Here is a 20,104-nt window from a genome sequence, read left to right as displayed (position 1 = left end):
GGACCATCAGATTCCGAAGACACCCGCCCAGCTCTCCTTCGACGTCAGGTCGCGGTGTGCGGACCTGTACTGCTGCTTCATCTCCGGGAACTTGTCCTGCAATTCCTTCACGAGGGCGAAATGTTCCCGGGCGAGCTCGATCATCTTCTCGCGGTCGCGCTGCCGGTAGACGACGCCGCGGCCGTCGGCGGTGGTGACCGTGACACCGTCGACCCGTCCGAGGGAGAACCATCGCGCCTCGATCGGTGGGAAGTTGGCCTGCGGCACCTCGTGATGCCGGGGATCGGCCGGGCGGACATTGTTCACCACCGCGGCGGTCAGCGCCTTGATCTTGCTGATCGGGTTCAGCGGTATCGAGGTCCCGAGATGCGTTGCCTCGCCCGAGGTCCGCGGCAGCTCGGTCGCCGAGGGGAGGACGACCGCGTCCGGATACTGCTTGCGCATCTGCGCGACCTTCGGCAGCGCGGTGGGCAGCAGACTGCGGATGTGATCGGGTCCGGCGAGGAAGTCCCGGATCGCCTCGTTCTGGATCGCGACCGTCGAATACTCCAGGCAGAGGAGGTGTTTCGCGGTCGCCTTGGTCATCGACCGGACGATCCCCTTGATGGGACCGTCGTGGTGGATCGAAGCGACGACGAGCCGGTTGCGCAGGTGGAAGTACGCCTGCCAGTCGATCGCGTCGTCCTTGTCGCTCCAGGCCATGTGCCAGATCGCGATACCCGGCACGGTGGCGGTGGGGTAACCGGCCTTCGACGCGCGGAGTGCGAACTCCCAGTCGTCCCACTTGATGAACAGGGGCATCGGGAGGCCGATCTGCTCCGCACATTCGCGCGGGATCATGCACATCCACCAACCGTTGCCCTCGACGTCGATCCGCCGGTGCAGGTTCTTCGAGTTCTCGCGGTCGCGCAGTGGGTGTTTGGAGAAGTTGTGGTCGTACTCGACGAACGGCGCCGCGGTCCACATGAAGGTGTCGCGCCGGATGACCTCACCCATGCAGTGGAGGTGACTGCGGTCCTGCAGGTTCAGCATCTGACCGCCGACGAGCATGGGCGCCTTCGCGAATCGCGACATGGCCAGCGCCCGCAGGATCGAGTCGGGTTCGATCGCGATGTCGTCGTCCATGTAGAGGACGTAGGGCGAGTCGGTGAGCCGCAGCGCCTCGTACATGATGCGCGCGTACCCGCCCGAGCCGCCGAGGTTGCCCTGGTCGAAGATGTGCAGCCGGTCGCCGAGAGCGGCCGCGGCCTCGGTGTACCCGGGTTCGTCGACGACCTTCTTGGTGCCCTGGTCGGGCATCATCACCGCGTCGATCACCTCGTCGACCATGGGGTCGGAGGTCAACGCGGCCAACGCGTTCACCGCGTCGGTGGGGCGGTTGAAGGTCGGGATGCCCACCGTGACGCGCTTGGTCTCCGCGTCCGGGGTCGGCGCCTCGATGGGCGCGTACCAACCGGCGGAGACGATCTCGGTGTCGGTGTCGGTGGTGACGTCGAACCAGATCCAGCCGCCGTCTTCGAAGGGGCCGAGGTCCAGCTCGAATTCGACTACGCCGCGGCCGGTTTCGTCGGTGTCGACGAGATCACCGCCGATGCCGATACGCGACCCGTCGATCTTGGAGCGGTACAGGTCGACGCGACAGGTGCCGATCACCTCGACGCGGAGCACCACGGAGTCGAGGATGCTCCAGCGGCGCCAGTAGGCCGCGGCGAAGGCGTTGAAGTAGGTCTCGAAACTCACCTCGGACTCGGCACCGAGGAGCACCGAGGTCCGGCTGGGGGCGTGCGCCCGGCGGTTGTTGCTCTCGGACTCCACGACGTACAGCGACCGGACGTCGAGGGGTTCGCCTGCGCGCGGGAAGATCACCCGCTGCAGAAGGGATTTCGCTTTCGACGGCCCCACTCCGGCGTCGGGGATCTCGGATTGGTTCACGGGAGTCACCGTCATCTATTCGGCTCCTGCGGGGTCGGCCACCAGCGGCGCACCATCACGCAGATGCGGTGCCAGGGTGTTGTCGAACATGGTGAGCGCACTCGCGATCGCCATGTGCATGTCGAGGTACTGATAGGTGCCCAGGCGACCGCCGAACAACACTCCGGCACTTGCGGTCTCGGTGCGGGCGAGGTCACGGTAGGTGGTCAGCATCGCCCGGTCCTCGGGTGTGTTGATCGGGTAGTACGGCTCGTCGTCGTTCTCGGCGAACCGGCTGAACTCCCGCATGATGACCGTCTTGTCGTCGGGGTAGGAGTCCCGCTCGGGATGGAAATGCCGGAACTCGTGGATACGGGTGAACGGGACGTCGGCGTCGTTGTAGTTCATCACCGGTGTGCCCTGGAAGTCGCCGGTGTCGAGCACCTCGGTCTCGAAGTCGAGTGTGCGCCAGCCGAGTCGGCCGGCCGAGTACTCGAAGTAACGGTCCACGGGGCCGGTGTAGACGACCGGGGCGTCGGGACTGTCGGCGCGCAGCTGCTCACGGACGTCGAACCAGTCGGTGGACAGGCGCACCTCGATGCGGTCGTCGGCCGCCATGTTCTCGAGCCACGCGGTGTAACCGTCGACAGGTAGACCCTCGTAGGTGTCGTTGAAGTAGCGGTTGTCGAAGGTGTAGCGGACCGGAAGCCGGGTGATGTTGCCCGCGGGCAGTTCCTTGGGATCGGTCTGCCACTGCTTGGCGGTGTAGTGCTTGATGAACGCCTCGTACAACGGGCGGCCGATCAAGCTGATCGCCTTCTCCTCGAGATTGCGCGCCTCGGCGGTCTCGATCTCGCTGGCCTGCTCGGCGATCAGCTTCCGCGCCTCGTCGGGACTGAAGTAACGGCCGAAGAACTGGCTGACCAGCCCGAGGCCCATCGGGAACTGGTAGGCCTGCCCGTTGTGCAGCGCGAACACCCGGTGCTGATAGCCGGTGAAGTCGGTGAACTGGTTGACGTATTCCCACACCCGCTCGTTGGACGTGTGGAACAGGTGCGCCCCGTACTTGTGGATCTCGATGCCGGTCGTCGGCTCGGCTTCGGAGTACGCGTTGCCACCGAGGTGGTCGCGCCGGTCGAGCACGAGGACCCGTTTGCCCAGCTGCGTCGCGGCCCGCTCGGCGACGGTGAGGCCGAAGAATCCGGAGCCGACGACGATCAGGTCATAGCTGCTACTGGTTGCCACGGGTCCTCAGGGTAACGGACCCTCCCTGAGTAATCTCCGAGCCACGTGGCCTGGCACGGAAGCCGGGTATTGTTTCGAACGTCGGCCTGTAGCCCCCGGGCCCCATCCTCTCCTGTGACCAGTTCGGGGTTTGAGTGACGCCGCTGTTCGTACGATCGCCCGACGACCGGGTGTCCGCGACCCTTCGTGACGCCCCTCCGCAGGCTCCGGGGCTCCTCAGGGAGCAGACACAAACACCTCCGCAGGCTCCGGGGCTCCTCAGGGAGCAGGCAACGGCTCCGATCGAGCGCATCGTCGTCGTGGTGCCCGTCCACAACGAGGCCGAGCGTCTGCCCGCGTGCCTCGAAGCCCTGCAGGCCGCGGCCACGGAGGTGCCGATCCCCGTGGAGGTGATCGTGGTGCTCGACGCCTGCGACGACGACTCCGCGACGCTGGTCACGGACGAGGTGTCGACCGTGGTGGTCGATGTCCGCTGTGTCGGCGCGGCGCGCGGAGCCGGTTTCGCGTCCGTGGTTGCGTCGTCGTCGGAACCGGACACCACGTGGTTCGCGACGACCGATGCCGATTCGACGGTTCCGCGCGACTGGTTCGCCGAGCATGTCGCCGCCGCGGACGCGGGGGCGGACGCGTACGTGGGCACGGTCACCCCGGACGGTTTCGACGAGTGGCCGGCGGGAACGGGCGAGATGTACCTGCGGGAGTACGACCCGTCCCCCGGGCACGGCCACGTCCACGGCGCCAATCTCGGCGTCCGCGCCTCGACCTACGCCGACGTCGGCGGGTTCCGTGAGGTCGACACCGATGAGGACGTTGATCTCGTCGACCGCCTGCATGCCGCGGACGCGGTCATCGAACGGGGTGCGCACGCGCCGGTCCGCACCTCGACGCGACGCGACGGGCGCGCACGGCACGGCTTCGCGGGCTACCTGCGGCAACTGTCCGGGGCCCGGCCCGACGAGGTCGCCGGGTGACGCCCGCACGGGCACGCGCGATCGTCGGCGACCCGTCCTTCGCGCTCCCCCGCCCGGGCGGCGGACGCACCCTCGACCGGTTCGCCGCCCTCGTCCGGGCCTGCTCCGACGACATCAGCACGGGTCGCCTCGTCGAGGCGCACGCCGACGCCGACGCCATCCTCGCCGAGATCTGCGACGGCGGGACCGCCCCGGGCGAGTTCTGGGGTGTGTGGGCGGCCGAGACCCGCGGGAGCGGCGTCGACGCCCGCCGCGGCGCACACGGCTGGGAACTGAACGGGACCAAGGAGTGGTGCTCGGGCGCGTCGTCGTGCACCCACGCGCTGGTCACCGCGCGCACCGACACCGGCAACCGGTTGTTCGGCGTCGACCTCGGCCACCCGGGGGTGTCCGCGGACAGCTCCGGGTGGGCCAACGCGGGCATGCGGGACTCCGACACCGGGACCGTCACGTTCGACGCCGTGCCCGCCGACGCGATCGGCGAACCGGGCGCATACCTCGACCGGCCGGGATTCTGGCACGGCGGGATCGGGGTCGCGGCATGCTGGTTCGGCGGGGCCCGCAAGGTCGCGGCGCCGCTCTACCGCGCGGCCGCCCGTTCCGACGACCCGCTGCTGCTGATGCACGCCGGCGCGGTCGACGCCCATCTCGCGTCCGGTTGGGCGCATCTGCAGGCCGCGGCACGCGAAATCGACACCGACCCGGGCGCGCCGTCGAAACGACTCGCCTTCGCCGTGCGCTGGTCGGTCGAACAGGTCGCGACCGCGGTGATCGACCGGGTGGGACGCGCGCTCGGTCCCGGCCCGCTGTCCGCCGACGCCGGTCACGCGCAAGCCGTCGCCGATCTCACCGTCTACATCCGGCAGTCCCACGCCGATCGAGACCTCGCAGTACTCGGCGCACTGACCGACGGCGTCCCACCCGGACCGGGATCGGCGGGTCCATGACCGCCGACGGCTCCCCCTCGACGCACCGCTTCGGCGCCACCCCCACCTCGGCGGAGGGAACTCCGGAATCGGAATGGCAGCGGTGGTTCGCCGCGCGGGATCCGTGGCCCGAAATCGAGCCGGGCGTCCGGCGGCTCGTGGTCCTGGCCGCCCATCCCGACGACGAGGTACTCGGGGTCGGCGGGCTGATGGCGGCTGCCCACCGACGTGGCATCGAGGTCGTCGCGCTCTGCCTGTCCGACGGCTCGGCGTCGCACCCTGGTTCGCCCACGCTCTCGCCCGCCGAGCTGGCGATTCGGCGACGCGCCGAAGTGGACTCCGCGACATCGGTTCTGGGCATCGAACCGACGCGATGGTGCGGGCTCGGCGACGGCACGCTCGCCGACCACGAGGACGAGATCGAGACCATCGTCGAGCACACCCTCGCCGAGCAGCCGGAGACCCCGACGGCCCTGCTGGCGGTGTGGGCGCACGACGGTCATCCCGACCACGAGGCCGTCGGACGGGGTGCCCGACGCGTCGGCGACCGATGTGGTGTCCCCGTCTGGATGTATCCGATCTGGATGTGGCACTGGGCGACACCCGACGATCCCGACATCCCGTGGGAGCGGATGCGGACCTTCGTCCTCGACGACGATCTCGAGGCCGCCAAGCGAGAGGCCGTGCAGGCCTTCGACACCCAGATCCGCCCGCTGTCACCCGCCCCCGAAGACGCGACCGTCCTCGGACCGCACATCCTCGACCGCCTCCTCCGCGATCGGGAGTTCGTCTTCGTGTGAACCACGACGCTCACGACATGGGCATCGACGACGGCCCGGGACGGCACTCGACACCGACGATCATCAGGACGGACGACATGGCCGACGACCACACCGCCGGGAGCCGAGAAGGGCTCGCCGACAACTACTTCCACGACATGTACCGAGACAGCGACGACCCCTGGGGCTTCACGTCGCGGTGGTACGAGCAACGAAAGTACGCCCTCAGCCTGGCGGCCTTGAGCTCTCCCCGGTACGGGTCGGTGTTCGAGCCCGGCTGCTCGGTCGGCGTGCTCAGCGCGCAGTTGGCCACGCGCGCCGATCATCTGCTCTGCATGGACGTCAGTCCGCGCGCGGTGGAGCTCGCACGCGAGCGACTCGACGGCCACGACTCCGTCGAGGTGCGCGTCGGCGACATCGTCTCCGCCTGGCCGTCCGGCCGGTTCGACCTGATCGTCCTCAGTGAGGTCCTCTATTACCTCGGCGACGCGGATCTCGACGAACTGATCGCGCGGTTGCCGGAATCTCTGACCCCGACGGGCGAGGTGCTCGCGGTGCACTGGCGGTGGCGGGTCGAGGAGTACCCGCGAACCGGTGACGAGGTGCACGCGGCCCTGCGGTCGTCGGCGTTGCACCCGTCAGCGTCGTACTCGGACACGGACTTCTGCGTCGACGTGATGACTTCGTCACCCATCGGGTCGGTCGCGCAACGAGAAGGACTCGTCACCGTCGCGGACACGCACGGTACGGCATAATGATCTCTTTGAACACCCGGGGGAGTTCGAAGCCTGCGCTTTGCTGTCGGTCCAGTCGAGGCGCTCTGAACAACGTCTCACGAGGAGGCAGGAGTGACCGACTTGGCGGACTTCGGGGCTCAGATGACGCGCATCGCCGGCGAGATGCGCCGCGAGAGCGACGACACCGAAGCAGCGCTGCGTTCGATGACCAAATTCGCGGTCGACGCCATTCCGGGAGCCGAGTACGCGACCGTGACCCTCGTCGCGAACGGCACCATCGAGACGCCGGTGGTGGTCGGCGACCTCGGCGGCCAGTCCGACACTCTGCAGCGAGAACTGGGCGAGGGCCCGTGCATCCGGGCCGCGGTCTCCGATCTCACCGTCTGGATCGACGACATGCGGACCGAGACGCGCTGGCCGAACTTCGCGGCTGCGGCAGCCGATCTCGGTATCCGGTCGATGGCCTGCTTCTACCTCTACATCGACGGCGATGACTCGGCCGCGCTGAATCTCCACAGCACCGAGCCGGCCGCGTTCACCGCCGAGGCTCGTCAACTCGGCGAGCTGTTCGCCGCGCACGCCGCCACCGCCTTCGGGGCCATCCAGGAGAAGCAGCAGCTGCGCGCCGCGCTCGGCTCGCGCGACATCATCGGCCAGGCCAAGGGCATGATCATGGAGCGCTACCGGCTCGACGCCGACGAAGCGTTCGCACTGCTCGCCAGGTTGTCGCAGGACACCAACACCAAACTCGTGGAGGTCGCCACCCAGATCGTCGAGGCGGGACCGGAAGGCGACTGAGCTCTCAGCGGAACGCGTCGCGCTTCGGGAAACCGAGCGCGGGGATGCCGCCGCGATCCTGGTAGCGCTCGAGCCCCTTGCCGACGAGGACCCGCGGTCCGGTGGCCGGGGTGAAGAACATCATCCCCTTCTCGAAGAGCTGGGTGACGCCCGCGGCGTCGGGGGTCAGGGTCGGCACACCGAGCGCCTGGCCCAGCGGTCCGGTGATCCCGCCGAGGTCCGCGAACCGTCCGTTCATCGCCGACGTCGCCATGTCGAGGAACTTCGACGATCCGGGCAGGATCTGTTCGGCGAGCTGGTTGAGGCTGCCGAAATCGATACCCCCGCCGCCGGGCGACGCCGGGCCGGTGGGCGGTTTGACGATCCGCGGCGGCGAGGGCTGACCCTGGACCGCGAACCACGACGACTTCAGCTGCAGCTTGGTTCGAGCTTCCTCGCCACTCACCTCCGCGGTCCCGCCGGAGCCGACCGCGCGCACCTTGATCGCGCGTCCGTGTTCGGCGCCCAGGCCGTTGGCCTCGATCACCTCGAAGCTCCGCAGCGCACCGACTCCGAACGCCATTCCGATGCTGCCCGCGCTGACGGTGGCGGTCCAGTTGTGGTTGGGCGAGACCGTGTCGCCCTCGTCGACGACGGCCGGGAAACGTCCGCCGGCCGTGTAGCCGCCGGTCGACGCGGAGAACTCGGTGAAGGCCGGTTGACCGTTCTGCATCAGGATCTGGCCGGCGGTGGCGTCGGCGGCCGCGTTGGTCCGGCGGTCCTCGCCCGAGACACCGCCGTAGACCTGCGAATTCTGGGTGTCGTCGATCTTCTTGCCGCCCGCGATCGCCGCGAGTGCGTAGGTGCGGGCCGCCACGGCCTGCGCCTGCAGCGCCGCCGCGCCGCCGGAGTCGCCCCAGGCGGGCAGGCTCTCGCGTGGGATGACGCCCTTGACGTAGTCGTCGATGTGGATGCGGTTCACCACGCGGCCGCCGTCGAGGCCCATGGCCCCGCGGTAGGCCTTGTTCGATCCGCAGAACTTGAGGAATTCACCGGCCGGGCGGTTGGGCGCCATGCTCAGGGGTTCGACGAAGGTGGCCGGCACCGACCGCACCGCACCGCCGCCGCACCCGCTGCGGATGGTGGCCGTGCCCCCGGACAGGCTGACCGCCTGCCCGGGAGCCACCGTCTGACCACCGACTCGCATGCCGGCGTCCGCGTGCACATTCACCGAGCCCTGACCCGTGAGGGCCACCAGGATCTCGGGCCTGTCCACCTTCCCCGCGGTGGTGCCACCGTAGTAGTGGCGCAGGATCTGCTGTGCCGTCCAGCCCTTGCGGGCGTAGCCGTACGCTCCCCATTGCCCCATTCCGCGGCCGTGGCCATGACCGTGCCCGATCAGCGTCACCGTCGACCCGACCGAGAGCTCGACCTGTTCGGCCGATTCCGATGAGCTCGCGACAGCGAGTCCACCGGCCAGCAGTGCGGGCGCCAGCCCCGCCGCGGCCCAGGTCAACGCGCGGTTGCGGGCCCGTCCGGGCCGCGCACCGCTCGCCGGCCATCGCGGCAGAAGCCGTGTAGGTCGGGCTTTGGTCACTGCAGAACACATCCTTCGGTCGCGACGACACCAGCCGCGGGCGGCGAACTTCTGCACCGCTCGTAACGCCTGTGACTGATGTGACGATTGGGACTTAAGTGACCCTAGTGAATTCAGATGCCGATCACCAACCCGAGGGGATCACAACCGGATCACGAGTTGCCCGGGCCGCCGTGACCTCTGGCGCGGGGGTCAGGTCCCCGGATTCATTGCCACCTCATCGTCGAGCATCAACACATCAGTCACATCCGTCACACAGATAACAAGAACATCACGAGTTACCGATGCGCGGCGTGTGTCGCCGCCGTCGTCGATGCCTGACGGCGACGATGACCGCCGTACCGAGCACAGTCGACGACTTCGAAGTCCTGGTGGCTTCGACGCCGTCGGCTGCGCTGATGTCGACGGCTGAGCGGACCCGACCACACCCCCGGAGCACCAGCGCCGCGGTCCGACCAACCTGCGAGGAGACCTGAGTGCGTTACCCCAGACCGAAACCTTCGATCGCGCTCGCCGCGATCGCCGCCGCGGTCGTCGCGAGCCCGTTCGTGGTGATCGCGAGCCAGTCCGAACCACAGTTGGTGGACAACAAGCAGACGGTCTCCAACACCGAGATCGAGCAGGTCCCGTTACGGGAACTGCCCGCCGCCATCGTCGACGTGGCGACGTCCGGCCTCGCCGCGGCGGGGGTCGAACTGCCGCCGATCGATCCGGACGCGTTCCCGCTGCCGGATCTGACGGTCCCGCTGCCGAAGGGTCTCGTCCCGGAAGCCGGCGCATCGTCGAGCACCGATCCCTCTGCCCCGTCGGGATCGCCGTCGCGGGAGTCATCGGCAGAATCGTCGCCGTCGGAATCCCCCTCGACAGCGTCGTCGCCGTCGGAAACCGGCTCGGAGACAACCGAACCCGCCGCCACCCCGACGACCGAGGCGCCCAGCAGCAGCGAGCGGGCAGCGCCGTCGACGACGCGGGAACAGCCGACGCCTCGAGGTGAGCGGGCACCGGGGACCCCGACCCGATCGAACCCGAACAGCACGACCCCGGCGACACCCACGATGGCCGACGGCCGCGAGGTCGGGGCGGCGGTCACGCACATCGTGCGCGAGGCGCCGATCAAGATGGTGGCGTTCACCTGGGAGCGACCCGTGGACGTCGACCTCAAGCTGCGTGCGAAGAACCCCGACGGCAAGTGGGGACCGTGGACGGTCCTGGAGCAGATCTCCCGCGGACAGGCGCCCAGCGCGAAGAACCCGGTCGGTACCGAACCGGTCTGGGTGGGCGACGCACGTGAGGTGCAGGTCGCCGCGAGCAAGGACGGCCTCGCGATCCCGGCGGCGGAAACCCAGGGCGGCGATCTCGCCCAGCTGGCCGTCGGCACCGCGAGCACGGTGGTGACGGAGTTGGCCACCGTTGCCCTCAATGCGCTGAAGGCGACGCTCATCAGCCCCGAGAGCCTGCTCGGCCTGGGTTCGTCGTTGCTCTCGCCGCTGACCGGCGGACCGCAGGTCGTGGCCCGCCAGGCCTGGGGCGCCGACGAGTCCATCCGGTGTTCGCAGCCGGTGTACTCGCCGCAGATGCGCGGTGCGATCGTGCACCACACGGCCGGCAGCAACGACTACACCCCGCAGCAGTCCGCGGAGATCGTCCGGGGCATCTACGCCTATCACGCACGCAGCCTGAACTGGTGCGACATCGGGTACAACGTGCTCATCGACAAGTACGGCCAGATCTTCGAGGGCGCGTTCGGCGGACTCGACCGCAATGTCGAGGGCACGCACACCGGCGGGTTCAACAAGGAGACCCTCGGGGTGTCGATGATCGGCAACCTCGAGGAGGTGCCGCCGACCGCGGCGATGGTGTCGGCGACCGGCAAGTTCCTGCGCTGGCGCCTCGGCAAGGCCGGACTCAACCCGGCGGGCACGGCGACGCTGACCTCAGAGGGGTTCGCGGGCACCAAGTTCGCGGCGGGCACGCAGTCGAACCTGCCGGTCATCTCCGGGCACCGCGACTACAACAGCACCAGCTGTCCGGGAGTCCACGGCTACGCGGCGCTCACCGCGATCCGGGCGCTCGCCGGCGGTGCGCCGCCGGCACCCGAACCGACTCCGCCTGCCGATCCCGCAGCCCCGGCACCTCCGCCGGCCGCACCCGGCGCCCCCGCGCCGCCGGTCGAACCGGGTGCCCCCGCCCCGGTACCGCCGGCGACCTGAGCCGGGTCCCGCGATCCGCGGGGACGGATCAGGTTCCGGCGAACCAGCGCTCGAGCACCTTCGCGACGCCGTCGTCGTTGTTGCCCACGGTGACCTCGTCGGCGGCGTCGAGTGCGGTCGGATGACCGTGTCCCATCGCGACCCCGTGGCCCGCCCAGGTGAGCATCTCGGCGTCGTTGGGCATGTCGCCGAACGCGATCACCGCATCGACGGGGAGTCCGGTGAGCTCGGCGAGCCGGGCGAGTCCAGACGCCTTGTGTGTGCCCGGTACGGACAGCTCGATGAGCCCGTTGTCGGTGGAGAAGGTCACCTGGGCGAGGTCGCCGACCATCGGCTCCAGACGGCGAGCCATCTCGTCGGAGGCCATGCCCGGCTTGCGGACCAGGAGTTTCACGGCCGGATCGCCGAACACCTCGTCGTCACCGACCTCGACGTGGTCGGGGTTGAGCCATGCGTGTTCGTAGCCGGCGCTCGCGACGAACGGTGCGGTCGCGGCGTCGTGTGCGGAACGGCCCGCCCGCTCGGCCGCGATGCCGCATCCCGGGATCTGCTGGTAGGCGATCTCGCCGAGTTTGACCAGGGCGTCGGGTTCGAGAGTGGCCGACCAGAGCACGTGGTCGTGCTCGGCGTCGTAGATGATGGCGCCGTTGGCGCACACCGCGTACCGGACGAACGCGTCGGTGCCGGCGAACTGGTCGGTGATCTCGGCGATCCAGCGCGGGGGTCGACCGGTGGCCAGCACGAATTCCGTACCGGCGGCGCGGGCGGCGGCGAGCACGGCCAGCGTGCGCGGGGAGACCCGGTTCTCGTCGTCGATGAGGGTTCCGTCCACGTCGCTGGCGATGAGTGTGGGTGGACCGAATGTCATCAGCGTCTGCTTTCTCTCGACCGTGATCTCTCGGCGGCTCGTCTCGCCCGCGCCTCGGCTTTGCGGAGCGCCTCGTCGGCTTCGATCACCGCGGCTTCCTGAGGTGTCGGTGCCGAACCGCCCAGTCGCGACGGAACCCAGAACTCACCCGGCGGGTGCGGACCGTAGGCGTCCTGGACCTCGAGGAGCATCGAGTTCATGGTGTCGCGGAGCCTCAGGGTCTCACGCTCGGGGGACTCGCCCGGAGCTGGGGTGAACGGCAGACCGAACCGGACATGCACCGGCAGCCGGCTCCGGCCGATGTTCCGCAGTCCGCCCTTCGTCCACTGGCGGTGGGCACCCCACACGATCGCCGGGATGATGGGCACCCCGGTCTCGGCGGCCATCCGGGCCGCACCGCTCTTGAACTCCTTGAGCTCGAAGCTGCGGCTGATCGTCGCCTCCGGATAGACCGCGACGATGTGGCCGTCCCGCAGCCGCCCGAGCGCGGCTCGATAGGCCTCGGCGCCGCGCGACCGGTCCACCGGGACGGTCTTGGTGTGGTTGACCAGGAACCGCATGATCCCGATGTCCATGACCTCGGACTTGATGAGAAAACGGGTCCGGCGTCCGGCCCGCTGCACCCCGAGCGCGAGCGGCAGGAAGTCGACGTAGCCGGTGTGGTTGACGCACAGCACGGCGCCGCCGGAGTCGGGGATGTTCTCGATGCCGGTGAAGTGCAGGTCGAGAGCCTGCGCCCGGACGATCCCGTTGGCGATCAGCTCCAAGGTGCGATACACCGGCTCGCGGTGTCCGTGCCTGGCTGCGCTCATGGGTCCAGGTTAACGCCGCCTCACCGGCCGACAGTCGATCAGACGACCCCGGGGTCGTCCTTCCGCGGCTCGCGTTTGGCGGCACGTTCCGCCTGCTCCTGGGCGTCCATCCGGTTGGCCTCCTCGAGTGTCGGCGCCGAACCGCCGAGCCGGGCGGGGACCCAGAACTCACCCTTCGGGTGCTCGCCGTAGGCATCCTGCAGTTCGAGGAGTTTCGCACTCATGACCTCGTGCAGCTTGGCCGTGAGGGCGTCGGCGCTGCCCGTGGCCTCGAGGGGCTCGCAGACGCCGATGGAGATCTTGTACCCGGTGCGCCCCAGCTGTTTGGGGTGCCCCTTGGTCCACACACGCTGCGCACCCCAGATCACCGTGGGGACGATCGGCGCGCCGGATTCGATCGCCATGCGGGCGGCACCGGACTTGAAGGCCTTCAGCTCGAAGCTCCGGCTGATCGTCGCCTCGGGGTAGACCCCGACGAGCTCGCCGCGCTTGAGGTACTCGACCGCGTTGCGGTAGCTGTCCGCACCCTGCGCGCGGTCGACGGGAATGTGCTTGAGCGAACGCATGATCGGCCCGGAGATCTTGTTGTCGAAGACCTCCTTCTTCGCCATGAAGCGGACCTTGCGACGGCCCTGCAGGTAGGCCGGGATACCCGCGTAGGTGAAGTCCAGGTAGCCGGTGTGGTTGATCGCGACGACGCCGGCGCCGTCGTCCGGTACGTGTTCCACACCCGACACCTTGAACTTCAGACCTTCGGCCAGCCACAACAGGCGGGCGGCGGTGATCACGGTGTCGTACACGGGTTCCATGCGAGAGAGCTTAGCCACTATCCCCCGGGCGCCCTCGCCGCCGTCGGCGGCCTGGTCGCCGTGACCGGCCGTTCATCACGCCAGGACCCGTGAGACTCCTCACGGTGAGCACCCCGCGGGACTCATGGCCCACGCACCGGCCCGGCACGGCTCGATACCCTGGACGTCTGTAGTGCCCTGCCGCGCAGCCCCGCGCACACCATGAAAGGCCCCTTCGTGCAGATCACCAGCATCGGTCATGCCGGTTTCCACATCCAGACCACCGCCGGATCGATCCTCTGCGACCCCTGGGTCAACCCTACGTACTTCGCCTCCTGGGTGCCCTTCCCGGACAACTCCGAACTCGACTGGAAGACGCTCGGCGACTGCGATTACCTCTACGTCTCGCACCTGCACCGCGACCACTTCGACGAGCGGAACCTGCGCGAGAACGTGAACAAGGACGCCACCGTCCTGCTCCCCGACTACCCGGTGCCGGACCTGCGCCGCGAACTCGAGAAGCTCGGATTCGCCAAGTTCGTGGAAACCACCGACTCGGTCAAGACGACGGTGACGAACGACAAGGGTTCGTTGGACGTCATGATCATCGCGTTGCGGGCGCCCGCCGACGGCCCGATCGGCGACAGTGGACTCATCGTCTCCGACGGCGAGACGGTGTGCTTCAACATGAACGACGCCCGGCCGATCGACCTGGACGTCGTCGACGAGGCGTTCGGGCACGTCGACGTCCACCTGCTGCAGTACTCCGGCGCGATCTGGTACCCGATGGTCTACGACATTCCGCGGAAGTCCAAGGCCAACTTCGCCTCTCAGAAACGTCAGCGCGGAATGGACCGTGCGCGTTCCTATATCGAGCAGGTCGGGGCGACGTGGGTGGTGCCGTCGGCCGGACCGCCGATGTTCCTCGACGAGGACCTGTTCTACCTCAACGACTTCGGGTCCGGCGAGACCGCGGACACCACGTCGATCTTCCCGGACCAGGAGACCTTCCTGGAGCAGATGCGCATCCACGGCACCGACGACGGCGAGAAGCACCGCGGCCTGATGATGGTGTCGGGTTCGGTCGCCGACTTCTCGGGACCGACGCTGAACGAGGTCACCCATCCCTACGCGCCCGCCGATGTCTTCGGCGAGAACAAGCGGGCCTACCTCGAGCGGATGAAGGAGAAGTTCGCACCGGTCATCGCCGCGGAGAAGGCCACGTGGGCACCGGCCGAGGGCGAGCCGCTGATCGGCGCCCTCCGCGAGCTGTTCGAGCCGATCATGGCGCAGTCGGATCTGATCTGCGACGGCATCGGCTACCCCGTCGGACTGGTGATGACCCCCGGCGGCGGCCCGGCCAACGACGCCACCGAGACCGTCGTGATCGACTTCCCGAACCGCATCGTCCGCGAGCCCAAGGAGGGAGAGGGCAAGTACCGCTACGGTTTCCGGATCGCCACCGAACTGGTCCGGACCGTCCTGCGCGACAACGAGCCCGACTGGGTCAACACCATCTTCCTGTCGACGCGGTTCACCACCTGGCGCATCGGCGGTTACAACGAGTTCCTGTACACCTTCTTCAAGTGCCTGACCGACGAACGGATCGCTTACGCCGACGGCTGGTTCGCCGAAGCACACGACGACTCGGCGTCGATCACCAAGGACGGCTGGGAGATCCAGCGGCGCTGCCCGCACCTCAAGGCCGATCTCGGCAAGTTCGGGGTCATCGAGGGCGAAAAGCTGACCTGCAATCTGCACGGATGGCAGTGGGATCTGCCCACGGGACGCTGCCTGACGTCGAAGGGGCATGAACTCCGCGCGTCGAAGCTCGACTCGTAGCCGGATCGCCACCTCGATGACCTCCGAACGCACCTACGGTGGCCGTTCGGTGAGCGACCGCGCCGCCGAACGGCGGCAGCGTTTCCTCGACGCCGCGCTGGCCGAGTTCACCGACACCGGTTACGCGAAGTCATCGGTCACGTCGATCTGCCGTGTGGCCGGGCTGTCGCGACGCCAGTTCTACGCGGAGTTCACCGACCGCGAGGAACTCTTGGTGGCCCTGTACGACACCGTGCAGGCCGCCGCCCGCAGTGCGGTGGCAGAAGCATTGGCCGACTGCCCTTCTCGAGATCTGCGCGATCTGAGCACCACGGCGATGCGCGCCTATATGGCATCGGTGGGCACCGATCCCCGGCGCGCGGCGGTGACGTTCGTCCAGATCGTCGGCGTGAGCCCGCGCGTCGAGCAGCACCGCCTCGACGGGCGTGAGGAGTGGGTCGAGTTCTTCGTGTCCGCCATGTCGGAGTTCGCCGACCGGCCCGCAACGCCGCGGCAGCGTCACCTCGCGATCGCCTTCGTCGGAGCGCTCACCGGCTTGGTCCATCGCTGGAGCGAGGCGCCCGACCCCGACACCCTCGACGACGTCGTCGCGGTGCTGGCCGACATCCTGCTCGCCTTCACCACCCTCTGACGCCACCTTCACTCGGCCATTGTGTCCTCCGACACACCGGGTGTATGTTCTCCCGAAGTGTGAGACACAGACGTCTCACTTTTCGGAAGGGTTGCCATGCGGGGATGGAAACGCCACGGATCACGTCAATTCGTGCGCTTGATGGTGGGATTCGGACTTGTGGCGCTCGTCGCCGACGGGCCGTTCGGGCCGGTCACTGCCGCCGCGGAGCCGTCCTCGGTCCCAGTGGCGCCGGTGCTCCCATTCCCGGTTCCGCCCGCGATCCCGGAGTTCGACACGGACTTCTACCTGCCACCGCAGGCGGTGGTCGCAGCCAAGAAACCCGGTGAACTCATCGCCGCGCGACGAGTGCACGTCGCGGCCCTGTCGGTGATCCCGATCAACGTCAACGCCTGGCAGATCTCGTACCGATCGACCAACACCCGGGGCGAGCCGATCCCGGCCGTGGCGACACTGCTCAAACCGAAGGGCCGGGCGAAGCCCGGACCGTCGAAACTCGTGTCGTGGCAGTCCGCGGAGGACTCCACCGCGATGTACTGCGCGCCGTCGTACGGCGTTACAACAGGGCTCCATCCCGGGACAACTGACCGGCTCGGTGGACTCGAGCTTCGAGGTCTTGCAGATCACCTCGCTGGTCGGCGCGGGCTGGTCGGTTGTCATTCCCGACCATCAGGGTCCCGAATCCGCCTTCGCGGCAGGCCCTCTCGCGGGCCGGATCACCCTCGACGGCATCCGCGGCGCACGGGACTTCGCTCCGTTGGGCCTCAAAGACGACCTGCGTGTCGGCCTGATGGGCTACTCCGGCGGGGCGATCGCCACGGGATGGGCCGCCGAATTGCACTCAGAGTACGCACCGGAACTGCCGATCGTGGGTGCCGCCGAAGGTGGTGTGCCCGCGGACATCCGCGCGCTGGTCGATCTCGCCGACAAGAACGCGGCGTCGGGCCTGATCATGGCCGGGATCATCGGGGTCAGCCGGGAGTACCCCGAACTCGACCGGTTCCTGCAGCGGCATATCAACCCGCTCGGCAGAGCCCTGCTGGCGAGCAAGAATCCGCTGTGCCTCACCTACCAGGCCGCGCTCGCACCGTTCGTGAACATCAGGGGCCTGATCAACCTCCCGGGCGATCCGCTGGACTACCCTGTCCCGCGGAAAGTACTGGCAAACCTCCGAATGGGAGGCTCGACACCTGAATTCCCGATGTTCATCTATCAGTCGAACCCCGACTGGATCGCCCCCGTGGGCCCGGTCAACGAGTTGGTCCGCACCTACTGCGCCGATGACGCGAGTGTGCGATACGTGCGCGACCACTTCAGCGAACACATCACCCTCGCCGTTGAGGGGTTTGCGCCGGCCATCGTGTGGATGCGGGATCGCCTGGACGGCAAACCGGCACAGACCGGTTGCACCACAAGCGATCAGGGATCGATGGCGCTCGACCCGGCGACGTGGCGCGCGTTCGTCAATCTGGTGGGCAACAACCTCGCCCTGGCCATCGATCAGCAGTTGGGAAATCCGCCACGGGTGCCGTGACAGAGCCACTCGAGGAGTGCGGGATTCGTACCGGATTCCGGCACAAATCCCTCACTTTGCAGTCACGAGCGCCATCGACGCGGCACCCATCTTGAAGATCGGCTGCTTCGACGCCGGGTCCCAGTCGGTGATGGTCAGCTCGTTGGCCGCACGGTGGTGCCCGGTGTCGTCGTCGGCGTCCCAGTACCCGTAGTGGAAGGGCACGAACAGCACGCCGCGACGGATGGCGGCGATCCGCACCGTTGCGGTGATCGCGCCGCGCGGGCTGGCGATCTCGACGAGGTCACCGTCGTGCACACCGCTGCGCGCGGCATCCAGTGCGTTGACCTCCACCCACACATCCGGCGCCGCCCCGTCGAGTTCGGGTGCGCGGCCCGTCTTGGTTCGGGTGTGAAAGTGGTAGACCGTTCGTCCCGTGATCAGCGCGAAAGGGTGGTCGGCACTGGGACTCTCGGGAGGTGGCAGGTGTGGCGCCGCCTTGATCAGCGCCCGCGCCCCCGGGTTGAGGTCGCGATACTCGTCGGGTTGCAGCGGCTCGCCGGTGAGCAGATCCTTGCCGTACGACTCGCAGTAGTCCGCCGCGCTGTAGAACCGACCGTCGGCGTAGAGACGCTCGGTACCGCCGGGAGCGTCCGCGGTGCACGGCCACTGCACGCCACCGCGAGTCCGCAGTAGCTCGTACGTCATCCCGCTGTAGTCGCACGGCCGGCCTGCGCTGCACGCCCGCCAGGCGTCGAAAGCGGATTCGGCATCCGTCCACGGGGGCAACGGCTTCCCATCCCGGTCGCGGAAATCCATGCGACGGGCGTAGTCGAGGAAGATGTCGAGGTCAGCTCTGGCCTCGCCGGGCGGATCGACCGCCTTCTCCGACAGGTGCACAGTGCGGTCGGCGTTGGTGAACGTGCCCGTCTTCTCACCCCATCCGGCGGCCGGGAGTACGACATCGGCGAGTGCGGTCGTCTCATTCGGGAACATGTCCTGCGCCACGACGAACACATCGTCCCGTTCGAGGATCGCCCGGATTCGCCCCAGCTCCGGCAGCGACACGGCGGGATTCGTGGCACTGATCCACAGCATCCGTATCGTCCCCTCTTCGGCGAGGCGGAAGATCTCCATCGCGTGGGTGGGCGGGTTTTCATGCGGGAGCCGGTCTTTCTCGATGTTCCACAGGTCGGCCAGTTCGCGCACGTGCGCGTCGTTCTCCCAGTTTCGGAACCCCGCGAGATCGCCGTCGGCCCCGCACTCCCTGGTGTTCTCGGCGGTGGGCTGGCCGTTCATCTGCAGCAGACCGCAACCGGGCCGCCCGAGCATCCCCCGGATGAGGTGGATGTTGTTGACCTGAACCGCCGCAGCGGTCGCCTGGTGCGATTGGTAGAAGCCCTGCAACACCGTCGACACCAGTCGTTCGGCGCTGCCCAGCAGACGTGCAGCGTGACCAAGATCGTCGGCCGGGACATCGCAGATCTCGGCGACGCGTTCCGGTGGAAAGTCGCCGACCATCCGACGCAGGTCGTCGAAACCGACTGTGTGCGCGTCGATGTAGTCGTGGTCGACCCAACCGTTTGCGATGATCTCGTGCAGCAGACCGTTCATCAGCGCGACGTTCGTGCCGGGCAGCGGTGCCAGGTGGACGGTGGCATGCCGGGCCACCGGCGTCGTCCGCGGATCGACGCAGACGATGGCCGGCGGGTGTGGACCCGCGAGTCGGTCGAGGATGCGCATCCACGTGACGCTCTGGGTCTCGGCGATGTTGTGACCGAACAGCGCGATGGTGTCGGCATGGTCGAAATCGGTGTAGGTGCCGGGCTGACCGTCGCTGGCGAACGAGGCCTTCAGCGCTTCCGCGGCCGTCGCAGTGCACAACCGGGTGTTGCCGTCCACGTGGTCGGTGCCGATGGCCCCGTGCGCGATGACACCGAGCGTGTAGTACTCCTCCAAGAAGAGCTGTCCGGACGTGTAGAAGCCGATTGCCGCGGGTCCGTGTTCGTCGAGCAAGGACCGGGACCATTCGACGATGCGTCCCATGGCGTCGTCCCACGTCGCCTCGACCAGCCGACCGTGCTGCCGGACGAGCGGGCGGGTCAGTCGGTCTTGAGACGAACTGGCCTGCCATCCGTAGAGATCCTTGACGTCGACGCGACCACGGTTGACACGGTCATCGGCCCGGCCGCGGACGCCGACGATCCGGTCGTCGACCACCGCGATGTCGAGGGCGTCGCCGTTGGAGTGCAGGACCGACGCCGAGCGAACCCATCGTTGTACCTCGTCATGACCGATCCCGTGGCCCAGATGCTGATCGACCCGGGCCGGCCATCGTTCACCCGGCGCGTACGGGGTGCGCCCGCCCCAGAGGTCGTCGATGCGATCGGCCACGATTCCCTCCCCACGACGTCACGACGCCTTCGGACCGTCGGGGTGTACCCAACCGCGTCCGGAGTCATTCGTCGTCCGTGGACCGCGATTCGACGCCGGCCGA

Annotated in this window: 15 protein-coding genes and 1 pseudogene; 9 read left to right on the top strand and 7 right to left on the bottom strand. The window is 68.3% G+C overall.

Going from position 1 to position 20,104, the window contains the following annotated elements; translation table 11 throughout:
* Window positions 1-6: 6 nt before the first annotated feature.
* The gene (locus tag FFS52_RS12490) at window positions 7-1,947 is read right to left on the bottom strand and encodes a glycosyltransferase (protein ID WP_065631255.1); all 1,941 of its coding nucleotides are present in this window, start codon (window positions 1,945-1,947) and stop codon (window positions 7-9) included.
* Window positions 1,948-3,156, bottom strand: a complete 1,209-nt coding sequence (glf, locus tag FFS52_RS12485; protein ID WP_058250931.1) for a UDP-galactopyranose mutase — start codon at window positions 3,154-3,156, stop codon at window positions 1,948-1,950.
* Between the two features lie 281 nt (window positions 3,157-3,437).
* Here glf and FFS52_RS12480 point away from each other — a divergent pair, with 281 nt between their 5' ends.
* The 5 genes from FFS52_RS12480 (at window position 3,438) to FFS52_RS12460 (ending at window position 7,367) form a co-directional block, all read left to right on the top strand.
* Window positions 3,438-4,127 carry a glycosyltransferase gene (locus FFS52_RS12480; protein WP_065631377.1) on the top strand — a complete coding sequence of 230 codons (690 nt, stop codon included), beginning with the start codon at window positions 3,438-3,440 and terminating at the stop codon, window positions 4,125-4,127.
* Window positions 4,124-5,074, top strand: coding sequence for an acyl-CoA dehydrogenase family protein (locus tag FFS52_RS12475; RefSeq protein WP_065631256.1), 951 nt, complete (start codon window positions 4,124-4,126; stop codon window positions 5,072-5,074). Before FFS52_RS12480 ends, FFS52_RS12475 begins: the two co-directional genes overlap by 4 nt.
* Complete coding sequence (locus FFS52_RS12470; protein ID WP_137809879.1) at window positions 5,071-5,853, top strand: PIG-L family deacetylase; 783 nt, start codon at window positions 5,071-5,073, stop codon at window positions 5,851-5,853. Before FFS52_RS12475 ends, FFS52_RS12470 begins: the two co-directional genes overlap by 4 nt.
* 77 nt (window positions 5,854-5,930) lie before the next feature.
* Window positions 5,931-6,587, top strand: a complete 657-nt coding sequence (locus FFS52_RS12465) for an SAM-dependent methyltransferase (RefSeq protein ID WP_137809896.1) — start codon at window positions 5,931-5,933, stop codon at window positions 6,585-6,587.
* A 93-nt stretch (window positions 6,588-6,680) separates the two neighbouring features.
* Window positions 6,681-7,367: a GAF and ANTAR domain-containing protein gene (locus tag FFS52_RS12460; protein ID WP_137809878.1), complete on the top strand. Its 687-nt coding sequence runs from the start codon at window positions 6,681-6,683 to the stop codon at window positions 7,365-7,367.
* A 4-nt stretch (window positions 7,368-7,371) separates the two neighbouring features.
* On the opposite strand, the gene FFS52_RS12455 is transcribed toward FFS52_RS12460, so the two are convergent.
* Window positions 7,372-8,955, bottom strand: a complete 1,584-nt coding sequence (locus FFS52_RS12455; RefSeq protein WP_249356455.1) for a SpoIID/LytB domain-containing protein — start codon at window positions 8,953-8,955, stop codon at window positions 7,372-7,374.
* A gap of 464 nt (window positions 8,956-9,419) precedes the next feature.
* Here FFS52_RS12455 and FFS52_RS12450 point away from each other — a divergent pair, with 464 nt between their 5' ends.
* Window positions 9,420-11,153 (top strand): N-acetylmuramoyl-L-alanine amidase, encoded by a 1,734-nt coding sequence (locus FFS52_RS12450; RefSeq protein ID WP_137809877.1) that lies wholly within the window; start codon window positions 9,420-9,422, stop codon window positions 11,151-11,153.
* Between the two features lie 28 nt (window positions 11,154-11,181).
* On the opposite strand, the gene FFS52_RS12445 is transcribed toward FFS52_RS12450, so the two are convergent.
* Genes FFS52_RS12445 through FFS52_RS12435 form a run of 3 tightly spaced genes read right to left on the bottom strand, consistent with a single transcriptional unit; the run spans window position 11,182 to window position 13,642 of the window.
* The gene (locus FFS52_RS12445) at window positions 11,182-12,021 is read right to left on the bottom strand and encodes an HAD family hydrolase (RefSeq protein ID WP_137809876.1); all 840 of its coding nucleotides are present in this window, start codon (window positions 12,019-12,021) and stop codon (window positions 11,182-11,184) included.
* Window positions 12,021-12,833 (bottom strand): lysophospholipid acyltransferase family protein, encoded by an 813-nt coding sequence (locus FFS52_RS12440; RefSeq protein ID WP_171011621.1) that lies wholly within the window; start codon window positions 12,831-12,833, stop codon window positions 12,021-12,023. The genes FFS52_RS12445 and FFS52_RS12440 overlap by 1 nt, the downstream gene beginning before the upstream one ends.
* 38 nt (window positions 12,834-12,871) lie before the next feature.
* Complete coding sequence (locus tag FFS52_RS12435) at window positions 12,872-13,642, bottom strand: lysophospholipid acyltransferase family protein (RefSeq protein WP_068970553.1); 771 nt, start codon at window positions 13,640-13,642, stop codon at window positions 12,872-12,874.
* Between the two features lie 216 nt (window positions 13,643-13,858).
* On the opposite strand from FFS52_RS12435, the gene FFS52_RS12430 reads away from it, so the two are divergent.
* The 3 genes and pseudogenes from FFS52_RS12430 (at window position 13,859) to FFS52_RS12420 (ending at window position 17,628) form a co-directional block, all read left to right on the top strand.
* Window positions 13,859-15,463: a Rieske 2Fe-2S domain-containing protein gene (locus FFS52_RS12430; protein WP_068970555.1), complete on the top strand. Its 1,605-nt coding sequence runs from the start codon at window positions 13,859-13,861 to the stop codon at window positions 15,461-15,463.
* 16 nt (window positions 15,464-15,479) lie between these two features.
* Complete coding sequence (locus tag FFS52_RS12425) at window positions 15,480-16,094, top strand: TetR/AcrR family transcriptional regulator (protein ID WP_137809875.1); 615 nt, start codon at window positions 15,480-15,482, stop codon at window positions 16,092-16,094.
* 141 nt (window positions 16,095-16,235) lie between these two features.
* Window positions 16,236-17,628, top strand: a pseudogene (locus FFS52_RS12420) (lipase family protein).
* Between the two features lie 51 nt (window positions 17,629-17,679).
* On the opposite strand, the gene FFS52_RS12415 reads toward FFS52_RS12420, so the two are convergent.
* Window positions 17,680-20,004, bottom strand: coding sequence for a nitrate reductase (locus FFS52_RS12415; protein WP_137809874.1), 2,325 nt, complete (start codon window positions 20,002-20,004; stop codon window positions 17,680-17,682).
* Between the last annotated feature and the right edge of the window lie 100 nt (window positions 20,005-20,104).

It is taken from the genome of Gordonia sp. ALPHA1B1 (assembly GCF_005502615.1).
GTDB lineage: Bacteria > Actinomycetota > Actinomycetes > Mycobacteriales > Mycobacteriaceae > Gordonia > Gordonia hongkongensis.
Note: the sequence above shows the minus strand (reverse complement) of the source record. Positions and strands in the feature narration are given on the sequence as shown.